We start from the raw sequence: 15,923 nt of genomic DNA, 5'->3' as shown, positions 1-15,923 counted from the left end.
AGTGAAGGGAATCAGAAGTCCGAGGTGTCCAGCTCCAGGTCGAACGGATCCGGTAGGGATACGGGTGTTCCGAACGGCAACGGGCCCTTGACCTCCGTGTAGCCCAGCTGCCCGGGAGCGGAGTAGAGCGTGCAGGACCGCTCCTGACGGTCGACCAGCAGATAGAGCGGGGCTCCGTATTCCGCGTAGCGCCTTCGTTTGACGATGCGGTCCGTGTCCCCGTTGCTTTCGGAGGTGACCTCGACGATCAGCAGGGTCTGGTCGGGGACGAGGGCCCCCGCCCCCTTGGCGATGTCCCTCGGCACGACGGCCAAGCCCGGCACATACCAGTTGGGCGTCCCCGGTAGGTCCAGATCGCCGGAGCCGGCGCGGCATCCCAGCCTGCTCAGCTCCGGTCCACGTTGTTCTCGGATCTGGTCCGCAACGCCTTCGTGATCCCAAGACGGCACGACGTGTTCGATGATCCCCTCAACGATCTGCACCCGGTCACCCTTGATGTGCTGGATCGCGTACTTGAGTGCTGCTTCGGCGTCGGCTACGGCGTACCTACGCGGCTGAGCGCTCATTGGTTCTCCGTCTGACATCGTGCCTGCGGCATGACCACCGTCCCTGGTCTACGGCAATCCGTCACGCCCGCAGGACGATCCCCGGGACAGATCACTCCAACCGGTGATCTCCACCCCGCACCGCCACCAGCCCCGACTCGTAGGCGAACACCACGAGCTGCGCCCGATCCCGCGCCCCCAGCTTCGTCATCGCCCTGCTGATGTGCGTCTTCGCCGTGAACGGGCTGATCACCATGTGCTCGGCGATCTCTTCGTTGGTCAGGCCCCGCGCCGCCAGCGCCGTCACCTCGCGTTCGCGGCGCGTCAGGCACTCCAGGCCGGGCGGGGTGGCCCGGTCGGGCGGTCTGGACACGAACTCGCCGATCAGGGTGCGGGTGACCGACGGGGACAGCAGTGCCTCCCCGCGTGCCACCACCTCGATCGCCTGGAGCAGGTCGGCCGGTTCGGTGTCCTTCAGGAGGAAGCCGCTCGCCCCGGCGCGCAGGGCCTCGAAGACGTACTCGTCGTGGCCGTAGTTCGTCAGGATCACCACGCGGACGGCTGCCAGCGCCGGGTCAGCGGCGATGTGCCGGGTCGCCTCGATGCCCGTCATCACCGGCATCTGCACGTCGATCAGCGCGATGTCGGGAACCCGCGCGCGGATCAGCTCCAGGCCCCGCTCACCGTCCGCCGCCTCGCCGACCACCTCGATGCCGTCCTCGGCGTCCAGCAGGGCCCTGAAGCCCGCCCGCATCAGCGCCTGGTCGTCGACGAGCACGACTCTGATCACGCCGTCCGTCATCCCGCACCCCGTGGTCACCCCGCCCCCCGTCGTCCCGCACCCCGTCGTCACCCCGTCCCCCGTCGTCCCACACCCCTCGTCGTCCCAGACCCTTCGTCACCCTGCCCCGGCGCCACCCCGTCCTCACCCCGCCTCACCCAGCGGCAGCCGCGCCCGCACCGCGAACCCGCCCTCCGCGCGCGGGGCGGCGTCGAGTGTGCCGCCGAGGGCCGTGACGCGTTCGCGCATGCCGGTCAGACCGATGCCGGGGTTGGGCGGACTGGACGGGTCGGCGGTGCCGTCATCCTCGACGGATATCTTCAACTCTCCTTCGTCATAGGCCAGTTGAACGACCACCTTCGCCGGTCCCGCGTGCCGCGCCGCGTTCGTCAGGGACTCCTGGACGATCCGGTACGTCGCCCGCTCGACCGTCGCCGACAGCGGCCGCTCCTCCCCCGTCACCGTCAGCTCGACCGCGAGCCCGGCCGCCCGTGCCCGCTCGACGAGCAGCGCGGGTGTGCCGGTCGGCTCGTCCGTGCGCAGTACTTCCAGCGTGGCGCGCAGCTCGCGCATCGCCTCGCCGCTCGCCTCCTGGATGGCGAGCAGTGCGGGCGGTATCTCCTCGCCCCGCTTGCGGGCCAGGTGGACGGCGACGCCCGCCTGGAGCTTGACGATCGAGATGCTGTGGGTGAGGGAGTCGTGCAACTCTCGGGCGATGCGCAGGCGTTCCTCGCCCGCGCGGCGCAACGCCGCCTCCTCGCGGGTGCGTTCGGCCTCCAGGGCGCGCTGTTCGGTCTGGCGCAGGTACGCCTGCCAGTTGCTGTCGGCCAGCCCCGTCACGACCGCGCACAGGAACCAGCCGGCGAGGAGCAGCGCTTCCCGCGCGACGTCCGCGCTCGCCGCGCCCGCCGCGACGTATCCGCCGAGGAAGACGGCGGCGGCCGCTGCGGCCGTGCCCCGGTGCCCGGTCCTCCCCGCTATGTGCACCGCGCCCACGACGGGGAGGGCCATGATGGTCGCGGGCCCGGCGAGGACCACTTCGGCGAGCAGACTGGCGGTGGTGACCGCGAGCACGGCACGCGGAGCCGTGCGATGCGCGGCCAGGGCCAGCGACCCGATCGCGATCAGCGCGAGGTCGACGGGCCCGTCGCGGCCGTCCCCCAGGCCGACGAGCACGACGATCGCGCCGACGACGACCGCCACGACCGCGTCGACGAGCCGCTCGCGTGTGATCCGATTCCCGCTCATGCCCGCACAGTAGACCGCCCCACCGACAGGGACGTCACCCCTGTGGACGGCTCCCCGACTACTCCCCACGCAGTAGTGCCCGGCACCGCCCCGCCCGGGCGGCGCAGCCCCAACTGCCTTCGGCGGTACGACGACCCGGACCGTCCCGCCGGCGCACGCTGCTGCCCATGTCCACACCCTTCCGTCACACCGAACCCCTTCCGCCCAGGTCGGCCGCCGGCACCGTCGCCGAGGTGTACGCGCAGATCGCCCTCGACTTCGGCATCGCCGCGCCCGCGACCTTCGTGGTCCTGTCCTCCGCACCCGAACTCCTCGCCCCCACCTGGGCGTTGATGCGCGAGTCGCTCATCGCCGGACCGGGCAGCCGCACCGGCAAGGAGCTGGTGGCCCTCGGAGTGTCGCTCGCCAACAAGTGCCCGTTCTGCGTGGACGCGCACACCGTGCTGCTGCACGCCACCGGCGACCATGCGCTGGCGGAGCGGCTGGCGCGCGGGGAGGCCCCGCACAGCGAGGACCACGCGCGCGTGCTCGCCTGGGGGCAGCACACGCGCGTGCCCGGCGCCACCCTGGTGCCGTACCCCTTCCCGCGTGCGCACGCCCCCGCCTACCTCGGCACCGCGCTCACCTTCCACTTCATCAACCGGATCGCCTCGGCCCTGCTGACCGAGAACCTGCTCCCGGCGGGCGCCCAGCGGTTCCGGGCGGTACGCAGCCTCGCGGGCCGCTCGCTCGCCCGGACCGTACGCCGCCCCGCGCGCCCCGGCCAGTCACTCGCCCTGCTCGAGGACATCGACCCCGGTGAGGCCCCCGCATGGGCGGGCGGCACACCCGTCGGCCTCGCGTACGCGGCGCTGCTCAGGACCGCCATGAGGGGCGCGGGTCTCCTCGACGCCGACGACCACGACATCCTGGAGGCGGCCCTGCAGGACTGGGACGGCACACATCCGCCGCTCGCCCTGGACGGGTTCCCGGACCGCCGGGAGCGTCCCGGGGCGCGGCTCGCGCTGCTGACCGCCCTCGCGCCGTACCGCATCACGGACGAGGACGTGGCGGCATGGCGCAGGCCGGAGCACACCGACCACTGTCTGGTGCGCCTCGTCGCATACGGCGCTTTTCTCGCCGTGGATCGGATTGAAAGCGCTATCTCATCCCAAATCACCCTGGAGGCCCTGTAACTCGCCCAGGTCACCCCGTAATTGCGGCCCGTCCGTAGTGGCGTCAGCACGGAGCGAGTTGGCACTTCCGCGTCACAGGCAGTCATGTGACACTGGCGTCCCGTCCGCAGTGCGGACTCCCTCCGCACCGTCCCCCACGAAAAGTGCGCCGTGCGTTCTCTGCCTTTGCCGCTCGCCCTCACCGCGCGTCTGTCGCCCGTCGTCGTGCTTGCCGCGGCGGGCTGGGCGCTGTCGTCCGGACCCGCCGCGACACCGGCCGCCGACGAGCGGACGGCGACGCAGAAGACCGAAGACGAGTCGCCCACGGCTCCCGCGACGGCAGCGGCGTCGAAGACGTACTCCAGCGCTCCCTCACCGTGCGACAGCCTGGGCTCGAAGACGATAAAGGACCTCGTACCCGGTGCGAAGACGGCCGGCAAGGAGATCCCGTCGACCGACTCGAAGCTGCGCCGCACATGCTCGTGGAACGCGCTCAAGGGGTACGACTACCGCTGGCTGGACGTGTCCTTCGAGATCACGGCGTCGGACGAGGCCGCGGAGACGTCCTACAAGGAGCGCATCGCGGCCAAGAGCGGCGGGGGCGACGTTCCCGGAGTCGGGGACGCGGGCTACTCGGTGGTGAACCTCACCACCGAGGACAAGCAGCAGACCCGCGAGGGCGTGGTGATGATCCGCGCGTCCAACGCGCTGATCTCCGTCACGTACAGCGGAAGCGACTTCGAGTCGAAGAAGGCGCCCAGCACGGACGAGATCAACAAGGGCGCGATCAAGGCGGCCAAGGAGGCCGCGGCCGCGCTGGAGGACGGCCAGAAGGGCTGACCGTCCTCCGCGGCGGGATCAGGCCTCGACGCGTTCCCTGCGACCGCCCATGAGCACCACGTACAGCACCAGCGCGGCGCCCAGGCCCACCGCCCAGCCGTAGTCGGCGAGCGGCTTGAGGAACGGGATCAGCCCGTCGACCGGGAACGGTCCGGTCTTCGTACCGTCGGCGCCGACACCCGAGTACGAGCCGCCGACCGCGAGGACGCCGCCGACCAGGAAGGCGACGATCGCGCGCCAGTTCCAGCCGGACGAGTACCAGTACCGGCCGCCGGGCGTGTACAGGTCCGCGAGGTGCAGGACCGTACGCCGGACGATCCAGTAGTCGGCGATCAGGATGCCCGCGACCGTGCCGAGCAGGCCGCCGACCACACCGAGCCAGGTGAAGATGTAGAACTCCGGCGTGGAGATCAGCTTCCACGGGAAGATCAGGATGCCGACGACACCCGTGATCAGCGCGCCCGTACGGAAGTTGATGAGCTTCGGGGCCAGGTTCGCCAGGTCGTACGCCGGGGAGACCACGTTCGCCGCGATGTTCACGGAGACGGTGGCGACCAGCACGACGATGAGCGCGAAGAGCAGGCCGAAGGCGTTGTCGGTCTTGGCCGCGAGGGCGACCGGGTCCCAGATCGCCTCGCCGTAGACCACCTCGGAGCCGGAGGTGACCAGCACGGCGAGGATCGCGAAGAGGGTCATGGTGGTGGGCAGGCCGAGGGACTGGCCCCAGGTCTGGGCCTTCTGGCTGGCGCCGAACCGCGTGAAGTCGGGAATGTTGAGCGAGAGAGTCGCCCAGAAGCCGATCATTCCCATGAGGGACGGGAAGAAGACCGGCCAGAAGTCGGCACCCCAGCCCAGCTTCGAGGGCTGGTCGAGCAGCGCGCCGAAGCCGTCGGCCTTGACCGCGATCCAGACCAGCAGCACCAGGGCGCCGACGATCACGAAGGGCGCGGCCCAGTTCTCGAAGTGCCGCAGGAAGTCCATGCCGCGGTAGATGATGGCGATCTGCACGGCCCAGAAGAGGAGGAAGCAGAGCCACAGGGGCCAGGGGTTACCGGCGATCTTCCCTGCGTTCTCCCAGTGACCCCCGGTGAGCTTGGAGCCCAGCGCGAAGATGCCGCTGCCGCCGATCCAGGTCTGGATGCCGAACCAGCCGCAGGCCACGGCCGCCCGGATCAGCGCCGGGATGTTGGCGCCACGCAGCCCGAACGAGGCCCGTGCCAGCACCGGGAAGGGGATGCCGTACTTGGGTCCGGCGTGCCCGGTGGCCAGCATCGGCAGCAGCACGATGACGTTGGCCAGGGCGATGGTGAAGACGGCCTGCTTCCAGTCCATGCCGAGGGCGACCAGGCCGGAGGCCAGGGTCCAGCTGGGGATGCAGTGGGCCATGGAGATCCACAGGGCCGCGAAGTTGTACGTCGTCCACTTGCGCTCGGCGACCGGGACGGGCCGCAGGTCCTCGTTGGCGAAGGGACTGTGGGCGGGGAATGCCTCGGGGGCGAGTTCTATGCGGCCGTCGGCGTGGGCGGTCTGCGATATCGGTGACCCCGTGGGGACTGTTTCGGTCATGGGCAGGCCAATCGACAAGCGGGACGGGATGGATAGGCCGTGCGGGGGCCTTGGGCCCCTCCCCGGGGCGGGTGGCGGGGAGGCCTGGACCGCGGGGAGGGAGACAAGGTGTGGGGGGTCGGGTGGAGCGGTGGTGCTGTAGTCCGAACTCGACGATGACGGTCAGGAGTTGACCGCGGGGATGACCTCCGAGCCGTATGCGTCGATGACGGCTTCCTGCGCGTCGTGCATGTCGTAGACGGCGAACTGGTCGACGCCCAGATCACGCAGCGCGTTCAGCTTCTCGATGTGCTTCTCGACCGGTCCGATGACGCAGAACCGGTCGACGATCTCGTCGGGCACGAACTGGGTGTCCGGGTTGTCGGCGCGTCCGTGGTGGGAGTAGTCGTACCCCTCGCGCGCCTTGATGTAGTCGGTGAGGTCGTCGGGTACGGCCGCGGAGTGCTCGCCGTACTTGGCGACGAGGTCGGCGACATGGTTGCCGACCATCCCGCCGAACCACCGGCACTGCTCGCGCGCGTGGGCGAGCGCCTCGGGCGAGTCGTCCTCGGTGACGTAGGCGGGGGCGGCGACGCAGATCTTCACCTCGGACGGGTCACGGCCGGCGGCGACCGCCGCGTCCTTGACGGCCTTGACCATGTACTCGGTCAGGTACAGGTCGGCGAGCTGCAGGATGAACCCGTCGGCCTCCTCGCCGGTCATCTTCAGGGCCTTGGGCCCGTACGCCGCCATCCACACGGGGAGTTCCGCGCCCGGCTTGATCCACGGGAACCTGACGACCGTACCGCCGCCGAGGTCTGCCTCGTCACCGCGGCCCAGTGCCCGGATGACCTTCATGGCGTCGCTGATACGGGCGAGGGTGTTGGGCTTGCGCCCGGCGACGCGCATCGCGGAGTCGCCGCGGCCGATGCCGCAGACCGTGCGGTTGCCGAACATGTCGTTGAGGGTGGCGAACGTGGAGGCGGTGACCTCCCAGGTGCGGGTGCCCGGGTTGGTCACCATCGTGCCGACCTTCAGCGTCTGCGTGTTGGCCAGGATCTGGCTGTAGATCACGAACGGCTCCTGCCAGAGCACGGCCGAGTCGAAGGTCCAGCCGTAGGTGAAGCCGTTGCGCTCGGCGCGCTTCATCAGGCTGACGACCTTCGAGGCCGGCGGGTCGGTCTGCAGGACGAGTCCGAAGTCCATGGGCTCCGCTCCTAGTTGAGGTACTGACAGGTGGAGCGGGGCGTGTAGACGCCGTGCCCGGCGTGACCGGTGTACTCCCGCTCGGTGATGACGAGTTCGCCGCGCGAGAGGACCGTCTCGACCCGGCCGGTGGTGCGCTTGCCCTCGTACGCCGAGTAGTCGACGTTCATGTGGTGCGTGACGGCGGACATGACCTGCTCGGCCTGCGGGTCGTAGATCACGACGTCGGCGTCGGCGCCCGGCGCGATCGTGCCCTTCTTCGGGTACAGGCCGAACATCCGGGCCGGGGTCGCGCAGGCGATCTCGATCCAGCGGCGGCGTGAGATGTGGCCGTCGACGACGGCCTGGTGGAGCAGGTCCATCCGGTTCTCGACGCCGGGAAGACCGTTGGGGATCTTCGAGAAGTCCCCTCGCCCCAGCTCCTTCTGGCCGACGAAGCAGAAGGGGCAGTGGTCGGTGGAAACGACCTGGAGGTCGTTGGTCCTGAGGCCCTTCCAGAGCTGGGCCTGGTGCTCCTTGGGCCGCAGCGGCGTCGAGCAGACGTACTTGGCGCCCTCGAAGTCCGGCTCGGCGAGGTTGTCGGTGGACAGGAACAGGTACTGCGGGCAGGTCTCCCCGAAGACGTTCAGCCCCTCGTCGCGCGCCTTGGCCAGCTCGGCGACTGCCTCCATCGCCGAGACGTGCACGACGTACAGGGGGGCGCCCGCGACCTGGGCGAGCTTGATCGCGCGGTGGGTCGCCTCGGCCTCCAGCAGCGCCTTGCGGACCTCCCCGTGGAAGCGGGGGTCGGTCTCGCCGCGGGTCAGCGCCTGCTCGACCAGCACGTCGATCGCGATGCCGTTCTCGGCGTGCATCATGATCAGGCCGCCGTTCTCGGCGGAGCGCTGCATGGCACGCAGGATCTGGCCGTCGTCGGAGTAGAAGACGCCGGGATAGGCCATGAACTGCTTGAAGGAGGTGACGCCTTCCTCCACCAGCAGGTCCATCTCCTTGAGCGTCTCCTGGTTCACATCGGAGACGATCATGTGGAAGCCGTAGTCGATGGCGCAGTTGCCCTCGGCCTTGGCGTGCCAGGCGTCGAGGCCCTCGCGCAGCGAGTGGCCCACGCTCTGCACGGCGAAGTCGACGATCGTGGTGGTGCCGCCCCAGGCGGCGGCCCGGGTGCCGGTCTCGAAGGTGTCGGAGGCGTGCGTGCCGCCGAACGGCAGCTCCATGTGGGTGTGGACGTCGACGCCACCGGGGATGACGTACTTCCCGGTGGCGTCGATCGTCCGCTCGGCGGTCCAGGCCTCGGCGGCCGGGGTGCCGGAGGCGGCGAGGGCGGCGATCCGGCCGTCCTCGATCAGCACGTCGGCGTGGATCTCGTCGGAGGCGGTGATGACGAGGCCACCGCGGATGACGGTACGGCTGCTCATGGTCCCTCTCCTGCGTTGGCGCTCCGCTGGTTCAGCGGTCTGCTGAGCGCGGGTTGGCTGTGGCTGGTCGCGCAGTTCCCCGCGCCCCTTACGGGGCGCGGGTACCGCCTTTGCTTCACGGTGCGGTCAGCGGGGAGTACGCGTCGGGACGGCGGTCGCGGTAGAACTGCCAGCGGTCGCGGACTTCCCGCAGCTTGGCCATGTCCAGGTCGCGGACGACCAGTTCGGTCTCCTTGTCGCTCGCCACCTCGCCCACGAACTGGGCCTCCGGGTCGACGAAGTAGGTCGTCCCGTAGAAGTCGTTGTCGCCCAGCTCCTCGACACCGACCCGGTTGATCGCGCCGACGAAGTACTCGTTGGCGACGGCCGCCGCCGGCTGCTCCAGCTGCCAGAGGTAGGCGGACAGGCCGCGCGAGGTGGCCGACGGGTTGAAGACGATCTCGGCACCCGCGAGCCCCAGCGCCCGCCAGCCCTCCGGGAAGTGACGGTCGTAGCAGATGTACACGCCGATCTTCCCGACCTTGGTGTCGAAGACGGGCCAGCCGAGGTTGCCGGGGCGGAAGTAGAACTTCTCCCAGAATCCCGGCACTTGGGGAATGTGGTGCTTGCGGTACTTGCCGAGGTACGAGCCGTCCGCGTCGATCACGGCGGCGGTGTTGTAGAGGACGCCGGGCTGCTCCTCCTCGTACATCGGCAGGATGAGGACGATGCCCAGCTCCTTGGCCAGTGCCTGGAAGCGCTTGACGATCGGGCCCTCGGGGATCTGCTCGGCGTACTCGTAGAACGCCTTGTCCTGGACCTGGCAGAAGTACGGCCCGTAGAACAGCTCCTGGAAGCACAGGACCTGGGCGCCCTGCGCGGCCGCGTCGCGGGCCGCCTGCTCGTGCACCTGGATCATCGATTCCTTGTCGCCGGTCCAGGCGGTCTGGAAGAGGGCGGCACGGATCACTCTGCTCATCGGGACCTCCGGTCGCTCGGTGTGCAGCGAGAGTAGGAGTGCCGGAGATCCGGTTTGAGTTGCACCGTGTCACGTCTGCGGGCGTGCGGCGTGCCACGGTGTCACCCTGTCGTGGACGCATGTTTCACCGCCGTTTTCCCAGGTCGTTGCGTGTTTCCGCACTGTTTCCGCAGTGCTGGGTCAGCCCTGTTGCGCGTCGTGCGCGAGGAGCGCGATGTGCACCGAGGCGGCCTGCTCGAAGTCGTCCAGGTCCACGCCGAGCCGGGTCTGTATCGCCTCCAGGCGGCGGTAGAGCGCGGGGCGGGACACGTGGTGGAGCTGGGCGGTACGGGACTTGTTGCGGCCGGTGGCGAGGTAGGTGCGCAGCACGGCGAGCAGATCTTCGTCCGCGCCGCACAGCAGCCCGTCGAGCTCCCGCTCCGCGAAGGACTGGACATGCGGGTCGTCCCGCAACAGCCGGATCAGGCCCCGCAGATGGACGTCCTTGAGGCGTACGACGGGCGGGAGGTCGAGGGCGGCCGAGGAGTCGGCGACGGCATCGGCGACGTGCTGGGCCTCGCGCACCCCGGCGGGTACGTCGTCCCAGGCGGTCCGCGCGTCAGCAGCGGCCACAACGGTTCGGGCGGCCCCCGACTCCGAGCGCACCCGGGCGGCGAAGTTCGCGGTGAGCACGGCGGCGTCCTGGTCCCGGGCGAGGCTCAGCAGCACGGCGGTGGCCGCGTCGGCGAGCTCGGCGACGATGCCGGACAGCCCCAGCATCCGCAGAACGCGCTCCAGTGGGGCCGGTTCGACGTCCCGCACGACCAGCGGCACGAAGGTGCGCCGGTTGACGGGCAGTCCGGCGGCACGCGCGCGTGGCAGCAGCTGCCGCGCCGGTACGACCCCGCTGACGAGGTCGGTGAGCAGGCTCTGCGCGGACTGCTCCTCCCAGGTGTGCGCGGAGGTGCCGCCGAGCATGCGGTGCAGGACGAGCGCCTCGGCCGCGCGGTCGGCGAGCAGCCGCCCGGTGGCGGTGTCGCCGCGGTACCCGCACAGCATGATCTGCCCCCACCGCTCCCCCCGTCCGCCCAGTTCGGCGCGGATCCAGCCGTCGCCCTCGCTGCCGCCGGCCTGGCGGGCGATGCGCTCCCAGTCGCGCAGCACGTCGTCCACCGCCGGCCGCTCCCCCGCCGTGGCGAGGACGCGGTGGGCGAGGTTGGTGACGACGACGGGGCAGGCGCTGTGCGCGGCGACCTCGTCGAGGAGGCGTTGCAGCGGGGCGCCCGCGGTGATGAGTCCGGTCAGCGCGGTCCGTACGGCCTCGGAGAGGCTGACGGCGGCGAACTTCCGCCGGACGAGCCGGGACTGGACCTCTTCGGTCAGCTCGGCGAAGGGGAAGGGCCGGTGCAGGACGACCATGGGCAGGCCGCACCGCTCGGCCGCCCGGCGCATCACCTCCGGCGGAGCGGGAAACGCCCGGCCCAGGCCGAGCACGACGGCGGCCGCCTCGGCGCGGTGCAGGGAGCGGACGTACTCGGCCTGCTTGTCCTCGTCCCCGGCGAGCAGCACGCCCGTGGTGAGCACCATCTCGCCGCCGCTGAGCATCACCCCGACGTCCGGCGCCTCGGCGACATGCACCCAGCGCACCGGCCGGTCCAGCTGACCGGCGCCGGCCACCACCTCGGGCTCCCCGGCGAGCACCCGCTCCAGGGTGAGGACCTGCCGGACCGACAGGGCGGGTTCCAGGGGTTCCGCAGGCTCCAGGGGTTCCAGGGTGGTGGTCATGGCGGCTTCCCTTGCTGTGGCGTTACTGGATGCTCCTCAGAGCGCTCTCGAGGATCGCGGCGCCCTCCTCGGCCTCCGCGACGGTGAGGGACAGGGGCGGGGCGACGCGCAGGGAACTGGTGTTGTGGCCGCCTCCCTTGCCGATGAGGAGGCCGCCCTCGCGGGCCGCCTCCAGCACGGCGGACGCGGCGGCCACGTCGGCCTCGTCGGTGCCGGGCCGGGTGATCTCGATGCCCAGCATCAGTCCCCGGCCGCGAACTTCCCGTACGTGCGGCACGTGCGCCGCGACGGCCCGCAGCCGCTCCAGGAGCAGCCCGCCGACGCGCCGGGCGTTGCCCTGGAGGTCGTGTTCCAGCAGGTAGGTGAGGTTGGCGAGGCCGGCCGCCATGGTGATCTGGGTGCCGCCGAACGTCGAGATGCTGTTGGCGTCCAGGCAGTTCATGATCTCGGCGCGGGCGACGACACCGCCGATGGACATGCCGTTGCCGATGCCCTTGGCGAAGGTCAGGATGTCCGGCGGCCCGGACTGCCCGTGCGCCTGCCAGCCCCAGAAGTGGTCGCCGGTGCGGCCCCAGCCGGTCTGCACCTCGTCGGCGATCCACAGGATGCCGCGCTTGGCGAGCACCTCGCGGAAGGCGGCGTACAGTCCGTCCGGGCCCGAGGTGAAGCCGCCGACGCCCTGGATGGGCTCGGCGATGAGGGCCGCGGGCGGGCGGGTGTGGCCGAGCAGGTCCTTCAGGTCGTCGACGCAGGCCGCGATGAAGTCCTCGTCGCTCAGCCCGGCGTACGGACCGCGCGTGCGCACCCCGCCATGCACGTACAGCGTCTGCAGCGGCGACAGCGAGGTGGGCGACCAGCCGCGGTTGCCGGTGATGCCGATCGCGCTGAAGGAGCGGCCGTGGTAGCTGTTGCGCATCGCGAGGACCGTGTTGCTCTGCCGGTAGGTCGTCGCGAGCAGCAGGGCGGTGTCGTTGGCCTCGGTGCCGGAGGTGGTGAAGAAGACGCGGGCGTCCGGGATGCCGCTCAACTGGGCGATGCGCTCGGCGAGTTCGACCATCGGCCGGTTGAGATACAGCGTGGACGAGTGGATGATCCGCCCGGCCTGCTCGCTCACCGCCTTCGTCACCTCGGGCAGCGCGTGCGCGGTCATCGTCGTGAGGATGCCGCCGAAGAAGTCGAGGTACCGCCGGCCCTCGGCGTCCCAGACGTGGCGGCCCTCGCCGTGGGTGATCTCCAGCGGTTCCTCGTAGTAGAGGGCGAGCCAGTCCGGCAAGACGGAGCGGTGGCGGCCCAGCAGGTCCTTGGTCACGGCTGTACCAGTCCTTCGTAGGCGTCGGGTCGGCGGTCGCGGTAGAAGGCCCACTGCTGCCGCACTTCTTCGATGAGGTCGAAGTCGAGGTCGCGGACGATCAGCTCCTCGGTCTTGTCACTCGCGACCTCCCCGACGAACTGCCCGCGGGGGTCGACGAAGTAGCTCGTCCCGTAGAAGTCGTTGTCGCCGTACGGCTCCTGCCCGACGCGGTTGATCGCGGCGACGAAGTACTCGTTTGCGACGGCCGCCGCGGGCTGCTCCAGCTGCCAGAGGTACGCCGACAGGCCGCGCGAGGTGGCCGACGGGTTGTACACCAACTGGGCGCCGTTTAGCCCGAGTTGCCGCCAGCCCTCCGGGAAGTGACGGTCGTAGCAGATGTAGACGCCGACCTTGCCGACGGCGGTGTCGAAGACGGGCCAGCCGATGTTGCCGGGCTTGAAGTAGTACTTCTCCCAGAAGCCCTTGACCTGCGGGATGTGGTGCTTGCGGTACTTGCCGAGGAAGGTGCCGTCGGCGTCGATCACGGCCGCGGTGTTGTAGTAGAAGCCCGACTGCTCGACCTCGAAGACCGGTACGACGATCACCATGCCGGTTTCGCGGGCGAGCTCCCGCATGCGACGCACGGTCGGCCCGTCGGGGACCGGCTCGGCCCACTTGTAGTGCTCCGGCTCCTGGACCTGACAGAAGTAGGGAGCGTTGAAGACCTCCTGGAACCCGATGATCTTCGCACCCTGCCGGGCCGCCTCCCGGGCGTGCTCCTCGTGTTTCGCCACCATGGACTCGGTGTCGCCGGTCCAGGTGGCCTGGACCAGAGCGGCACGTACGACGTTGGCCATGAGCTGCTCCTTCGACGGGACGTCAGAGCCTCTACGCCCGTAGAGGGGGGCCGTAGAGGCTTGAAAGTAAGCCCCCGGAACAGCCTTGCCAAGACCATCGTCGTTAACCCGCTGAGTCGATCACGTTTCACACTCCTGTGGGTGACGGATGGGGCCGGTGAGACGGTGTATGGCCCTTGTGGGAGATGTCCTCAGGGCGAGGTGTCACGCCGCGAAGCCCGCCACCCGCAGGGCGTGGACGAGATCCCAGTAGCGCTCGTCGGAGACGCCCTGGGCGGCCTCCAGCAGAAGCGGTACAAGCGTCTTCGGGTCGGGTGCGGCGCTGCGGGCGGCCTCCTCCGGGGTGCGGACGCGGACGTAGGCGTCGAGCAGCGCGCGGACCTCGCGGTGCCGCCCCTCGCCGGACAGCCCGACGACGGCCTGCCCGATCTCGTTCGCGGGCCGTGCCACGCCCTGGCGCAGGATCTGCTCCCCGTCGCCGGCCCGGCCCGCCGCGGTCAGCGCGTCGGCGGCGGCCACGAGCCGCTCGGCCGGCAGCGAGGCGGCCTCCCACAACAGGGTCGCCCAGTCGGCGCCGAGCCCGGCACGTTCCATGTCGGCAGCGAGCGCCGGGAAGCGGACGGCGGGCCAGTACGCGGCCTCCACGAGCAGCACATGCGCCTCGCCGCTGCGGCCCTCGGAGCGCAGCCGCACAATCGTCTCCACGGTCCGGGAGACCTCCCGCCGATCCGCCGCGTCCATCTGCTGGGCCTGCGGCTCCGCCGGGCTCGCGGGCGCCTCGGCGGCGGCCCCGGCGAACCGTGCTCCGCGCGGAGTGCGGCGCCCGGTGGCGGGCTGAGCGGGGAGGATGGGTGCGGCGGTCGGCGGTACGACGACGGGGGCGGCCTCCTCCTCGACCATCCCGGCGAAGCGGGCGCTGCCTCGGCGGCGTTTGCGCTGCTTGGCGGTGGGGGCGGGACCGGGGTCGGCCGGCGGAACCTCGGTGTGGTCGCCGGGAGTCATGCCGGCGGGTGCTCCGGCCGGGGTCGGCCGGTCGTCGGGGTGCCCCGCGACGGAGTGCTGCACTTGCGGCCAGTCGGGGGTCGCGGCCGCGTCGGCCGGGGCGGATCGGTCCATGTGATGCCCGCCCGGCCGACCCACACCAGCGTCGGCGCCGTACGCACCCGCCCGGTCGGCTGTCTCGGCGGCGCCTCCCAAGCCGTAGGGACCGGTAGGCCCCTCCGGGCGGGAGTCGCGACGTCCCGCCGCCCCGGCACCGGCGGCCCGCCGCCCTGCGTGCCACTCGGCCGCCTCGGCCTCCGGCTCCTCGTCGCGCTGATGCGGCACGCCCGGGGTTCGGCCGCCCCGTTCGCCAAGGCGGAACGCAGCCCCCTCTCCCATCCGGTCCCGCCGTATCGCCTGGCCGCGTTCGCGTGCCGCCCGTCGGTCCAGGTCGGTCATCCGGGCCCGGAGTTCGGCGCACCGGGCGGTCGCGCGGTCGTGGTCGTCGCGGGCCCAGGCGAGGTCGAGGCGGATGGCGTCGGCCTCTTCCTGGGTGGTGGCGGAGGCGAGCAACCGCCCCAGTTCGGCCTGCCGTTCGGCGGCGTACCGCTGTTCGCGGAGCATGACGTCGAGCCGGTCCCCGAGGGCGTCGCGGCCGTCGGGCCGGGCGTCGTACGCGGCGAGGGCGGCGGTATGCAGGGCTCGGGCGCGCTCCGTCTCGGGGCCGACACCGCCGGGACCGTACTGGGCGGCGAGGTCGTGCAGGAGCGACTCCACCACGTCCCAGGGCGGCACTTCGCGTCCGTCGAGGCAGGCCTGCATGCCCTCCGGGTCCCGCTGCCAGAACACCCCGCACCAGCCGCCGCCCTGATCCAGGCGCGCCACGAGACCGTCCAGGTAGTCCACGAACTCCCGTATTCGAGCCGGGAGTTGTTCCACTGACATCGCCCAACTCCCGCCAGACCGGAGTACTCCGGTCCGTTAGGCAACACCAGCCATGTTACGAACGCGCTACGGGAAGTTTTCGGACTGAACGCAGAGTACGCCGCAGCTGCCGGAACGTGACGTGCGGACCCGTCAGGCGGCGGCCTCGACGACCGGCGTGCAGCGCCCGGCCAGGTCGTCCATCGACAGTCCGAGGGCCTGCGCAAGGGCGGCCACCGTGAAGAAGGCCGGGGTCGGGGCGCGCCCCGTCTCGATCTTGCGCAGCGTCTCGGCGGAGATGCCGGCGCTCGCCGCGACCTCCGCCATACTGCGGCCGCCACGGGCCTCGCGGAGCAACCGGCCGAGCCGCTCGCCGCGTTCACGCTCTTCGGGGGTGAGAGGGGTGCGCACCAT

General features: G+C 70.9%; 14 protein-coding genes. 2 read left to right on the top strand and 12 right to left on the bottom strand.

The window, feature by feature from the left end:
* Nucleotides 1-11 precede the first annotated feature (11 nt).
* The 3 genes from ACQEV2_RS34480 to ACQEV2_RS34470 form a co-directional block, all read right to left on the bottom strand.
* Nucleotides 12-566: a Uma2 family endonuclease gene (locus ACQEV2_RS34480; RefSeq protein ID WP_433050518.1), complete on the bottom strand. Its 555-nt coding sequence runs from the start codon at nucleotides 564-566 to the stop codon at nucleotides 12-14.
* 91 nt (nucleotides 567-657) lie between these two features.
* On the bottom strand, nucleotides 658-1,347 hold the full coding sequence (locus ACQEV2_RS34475; RefSeq protein ID WP_433050515.1) for a response regulator: 690 nt from the start codon (nucleotides 1,345-1,347) through the stop codon (nucleotides 658-660).
* Between the two features lie 123 nt (nucleotides 1,348-1,470).
* Nucleotides 1,471-2,574 (bottom strand): sensor histidine kinase, encoded by a 1,104-nt coding sequence (locus ACQEV2_RS34470; protein ID WP_433050512.1) that lies wholly within the window; start codon nucleotides 2,572-2,574, stop codon nucleotides 1,471-1,473.
* A gap of 167 nt (nucleotides 2,575-2,741) precedes the next feature.
* On the opposite strand from ACQEV2_RS34470, the gene ACQEV2_RS34465 reads away from it, so the two are divergent.
* Together ACQEV2_RS34465 and ACQEV2_RS34460 are read left to right on the top strand one after the other, a co-directional pair.
* Nucleotides 2,742-3,749 (top strand): carboxymuconolactone decarboxylase family protein, encoded by a 1,008-nt coding sequence (locus ACQEV2_RS34465; protein WP_433050509.1) that lies wholly within the window; start codon nucleotides 2,742-2,744, stop codon nucleotides 3,747-3,749.
* Between the two features lie 150 nt (nucleotides 3,750-3,899).
* Entirely contained in the window at nucleotides 3,900-4,568 is a 669-nt protein-coding gene (locus ACQEV2_RS34460) for a hypothetical protein (RefSeq protein ID WP_433050506.1), read from the top strand.
* A gap of 18 nt (nucleotides 4,569-4,586) precedes the next feature.
* Here ACQEV2_RS34460 and ACQEV2_RS34455 read toward each other — a convergent pair whose 3' ends face one another.
* From ACQEV2_RS34455 to ACQEV2_RS34415, 9 genes are all read right to left on the bottom strand, one after another.
* Complete coding sequence (locus tag ACQEV2_RS34455) at nucleotides 4,587-6,134, bottom strand: NCS1 family nucleobase:cation symporter-1 (RefSeq protein ID WP_433050503.1); 1,548 nt, start codon at nucleotides 6,132-6,134, stop codon at nucleotides 4,587-4,589.
* A gap of 162 nt (nucleotides 6,135-6,296) precedes the next feature.
* Nucleotides 6,297-7,319, bottom strand: a complete 1,023-nt coding sequence (locus tag ACQEV2_RS34450; RefSeq protein WP_433050500.1) for a TIGR03842 family LLM class F420-dependent oxidoreductase — start codon at nucleotides 7,317-7,319, stop codon at nucleotides 6,297-6,299.
* 11 nt (nucleotides 7,320-7,330) lie between these two features.
* On the bottom strand, nucleotides 7,331-8,734 hold the full coding sequence (gene hydA, locus ACQEV2_RS34445; RefSeq protein WP_433050497.1) for a dihydropyrimidinase: 1,404 nt from the start codon (nucleotides 8,732-8,734) through the stop codon (nucleotides 7,331-7,333).
* 115 nt (nucleotides 8,735-8,849) lie between these two features.
* Nucleotides 8,850-9,692, bottom strand: a complete 843-nt coding sequence (locus tag ACQEV2_RS34440) for a nitrilase-related carbon-nitrogen hydrolase (RefSeq protein ID WP_433050495.1) — start codon at nucleotides 9,690-9,692, stop codon at nucleotides 8,850-8,852.
* Between the two features lie 180 nt (nucleotides 9,693-9,872).
* A complete protein-coding gene (locus ACQEV2_RS34435) occupies nucleotides 9,873-11,456 on the bottom strand; it encodes a PucR family transcriptional regulator (RefSeq protein ID WP_433050492.1) in 1,584 nt (527 codons plus the stop codon).
* A gap of 22 nt (nucleotides 11,457-11,478) precedes the next feature.
* Nucleotides 11,479-12,765 (bottom strand): aspartate aminotransferase family protein, encoded by a 1,287-nt coding sequence (locus ACQEV2_RS34430; RefSeq protein WP_433050489.1) that lies wholly within the window; start codon nucleotides 12,763-12,765, stop codon nucleotides 11,479-11,481.
* Nucleotides 12,762-13,604: a nitrilase-related carbon-nitrogen hydrolase gene (locus ACQEV2_RS34425; RefSeq protein ID WP_433050486.1), complete on the bottom strand. Its 843-nt coding sequence runs from the start codon at nucleotides 13,602-13,604 to the stop codon at nucleotides 12,762-12,764. Before ACQEV2_RS34425 ends, ACQEV2_RS34430 begins: the two co-directional genes overlap by 4 nt.
* Nucleotides 13,605-13,808: 204 nt before the next feature.
* Nucleotides 13,809-15,530 carry a hypothetical protein gene (locus tag ACQEV2_RS34420; RefSeq protein WP_433050483.1) on the bottom strand — a complete coding sequence of 574 codons (1,722 nt, stop codon included), beginning with the start codon at nucleotides 15,528-15,530 and terminating at the stop codon, nucleotides 13,809-13,811.
* Nucleotides 15,531-15,662: 132 nt separating this feature from the next.
* Entirely contained in the window at nucleotides 15,663-15,923 is a 261-nt protein-coding gene (locus tag ACQEV2_RS34415) for a helix-turn-helix domain-containing protein (RefSeq protein WP_433050480.1), read from the bottom strand.

It is taken from the genome of Streptomyces sp. CA-251387 (assembly GCF_050936625.1).
Taxonomy (GTDB): domain Bacteria; phylum Actinomycetota; class Actinomycetes; order Streptomycetales; family Streptomycetaceae; genus Streptomyces.
This window is presented reverse-complemented; position numbering and strand designations above follow the sequence as displayed.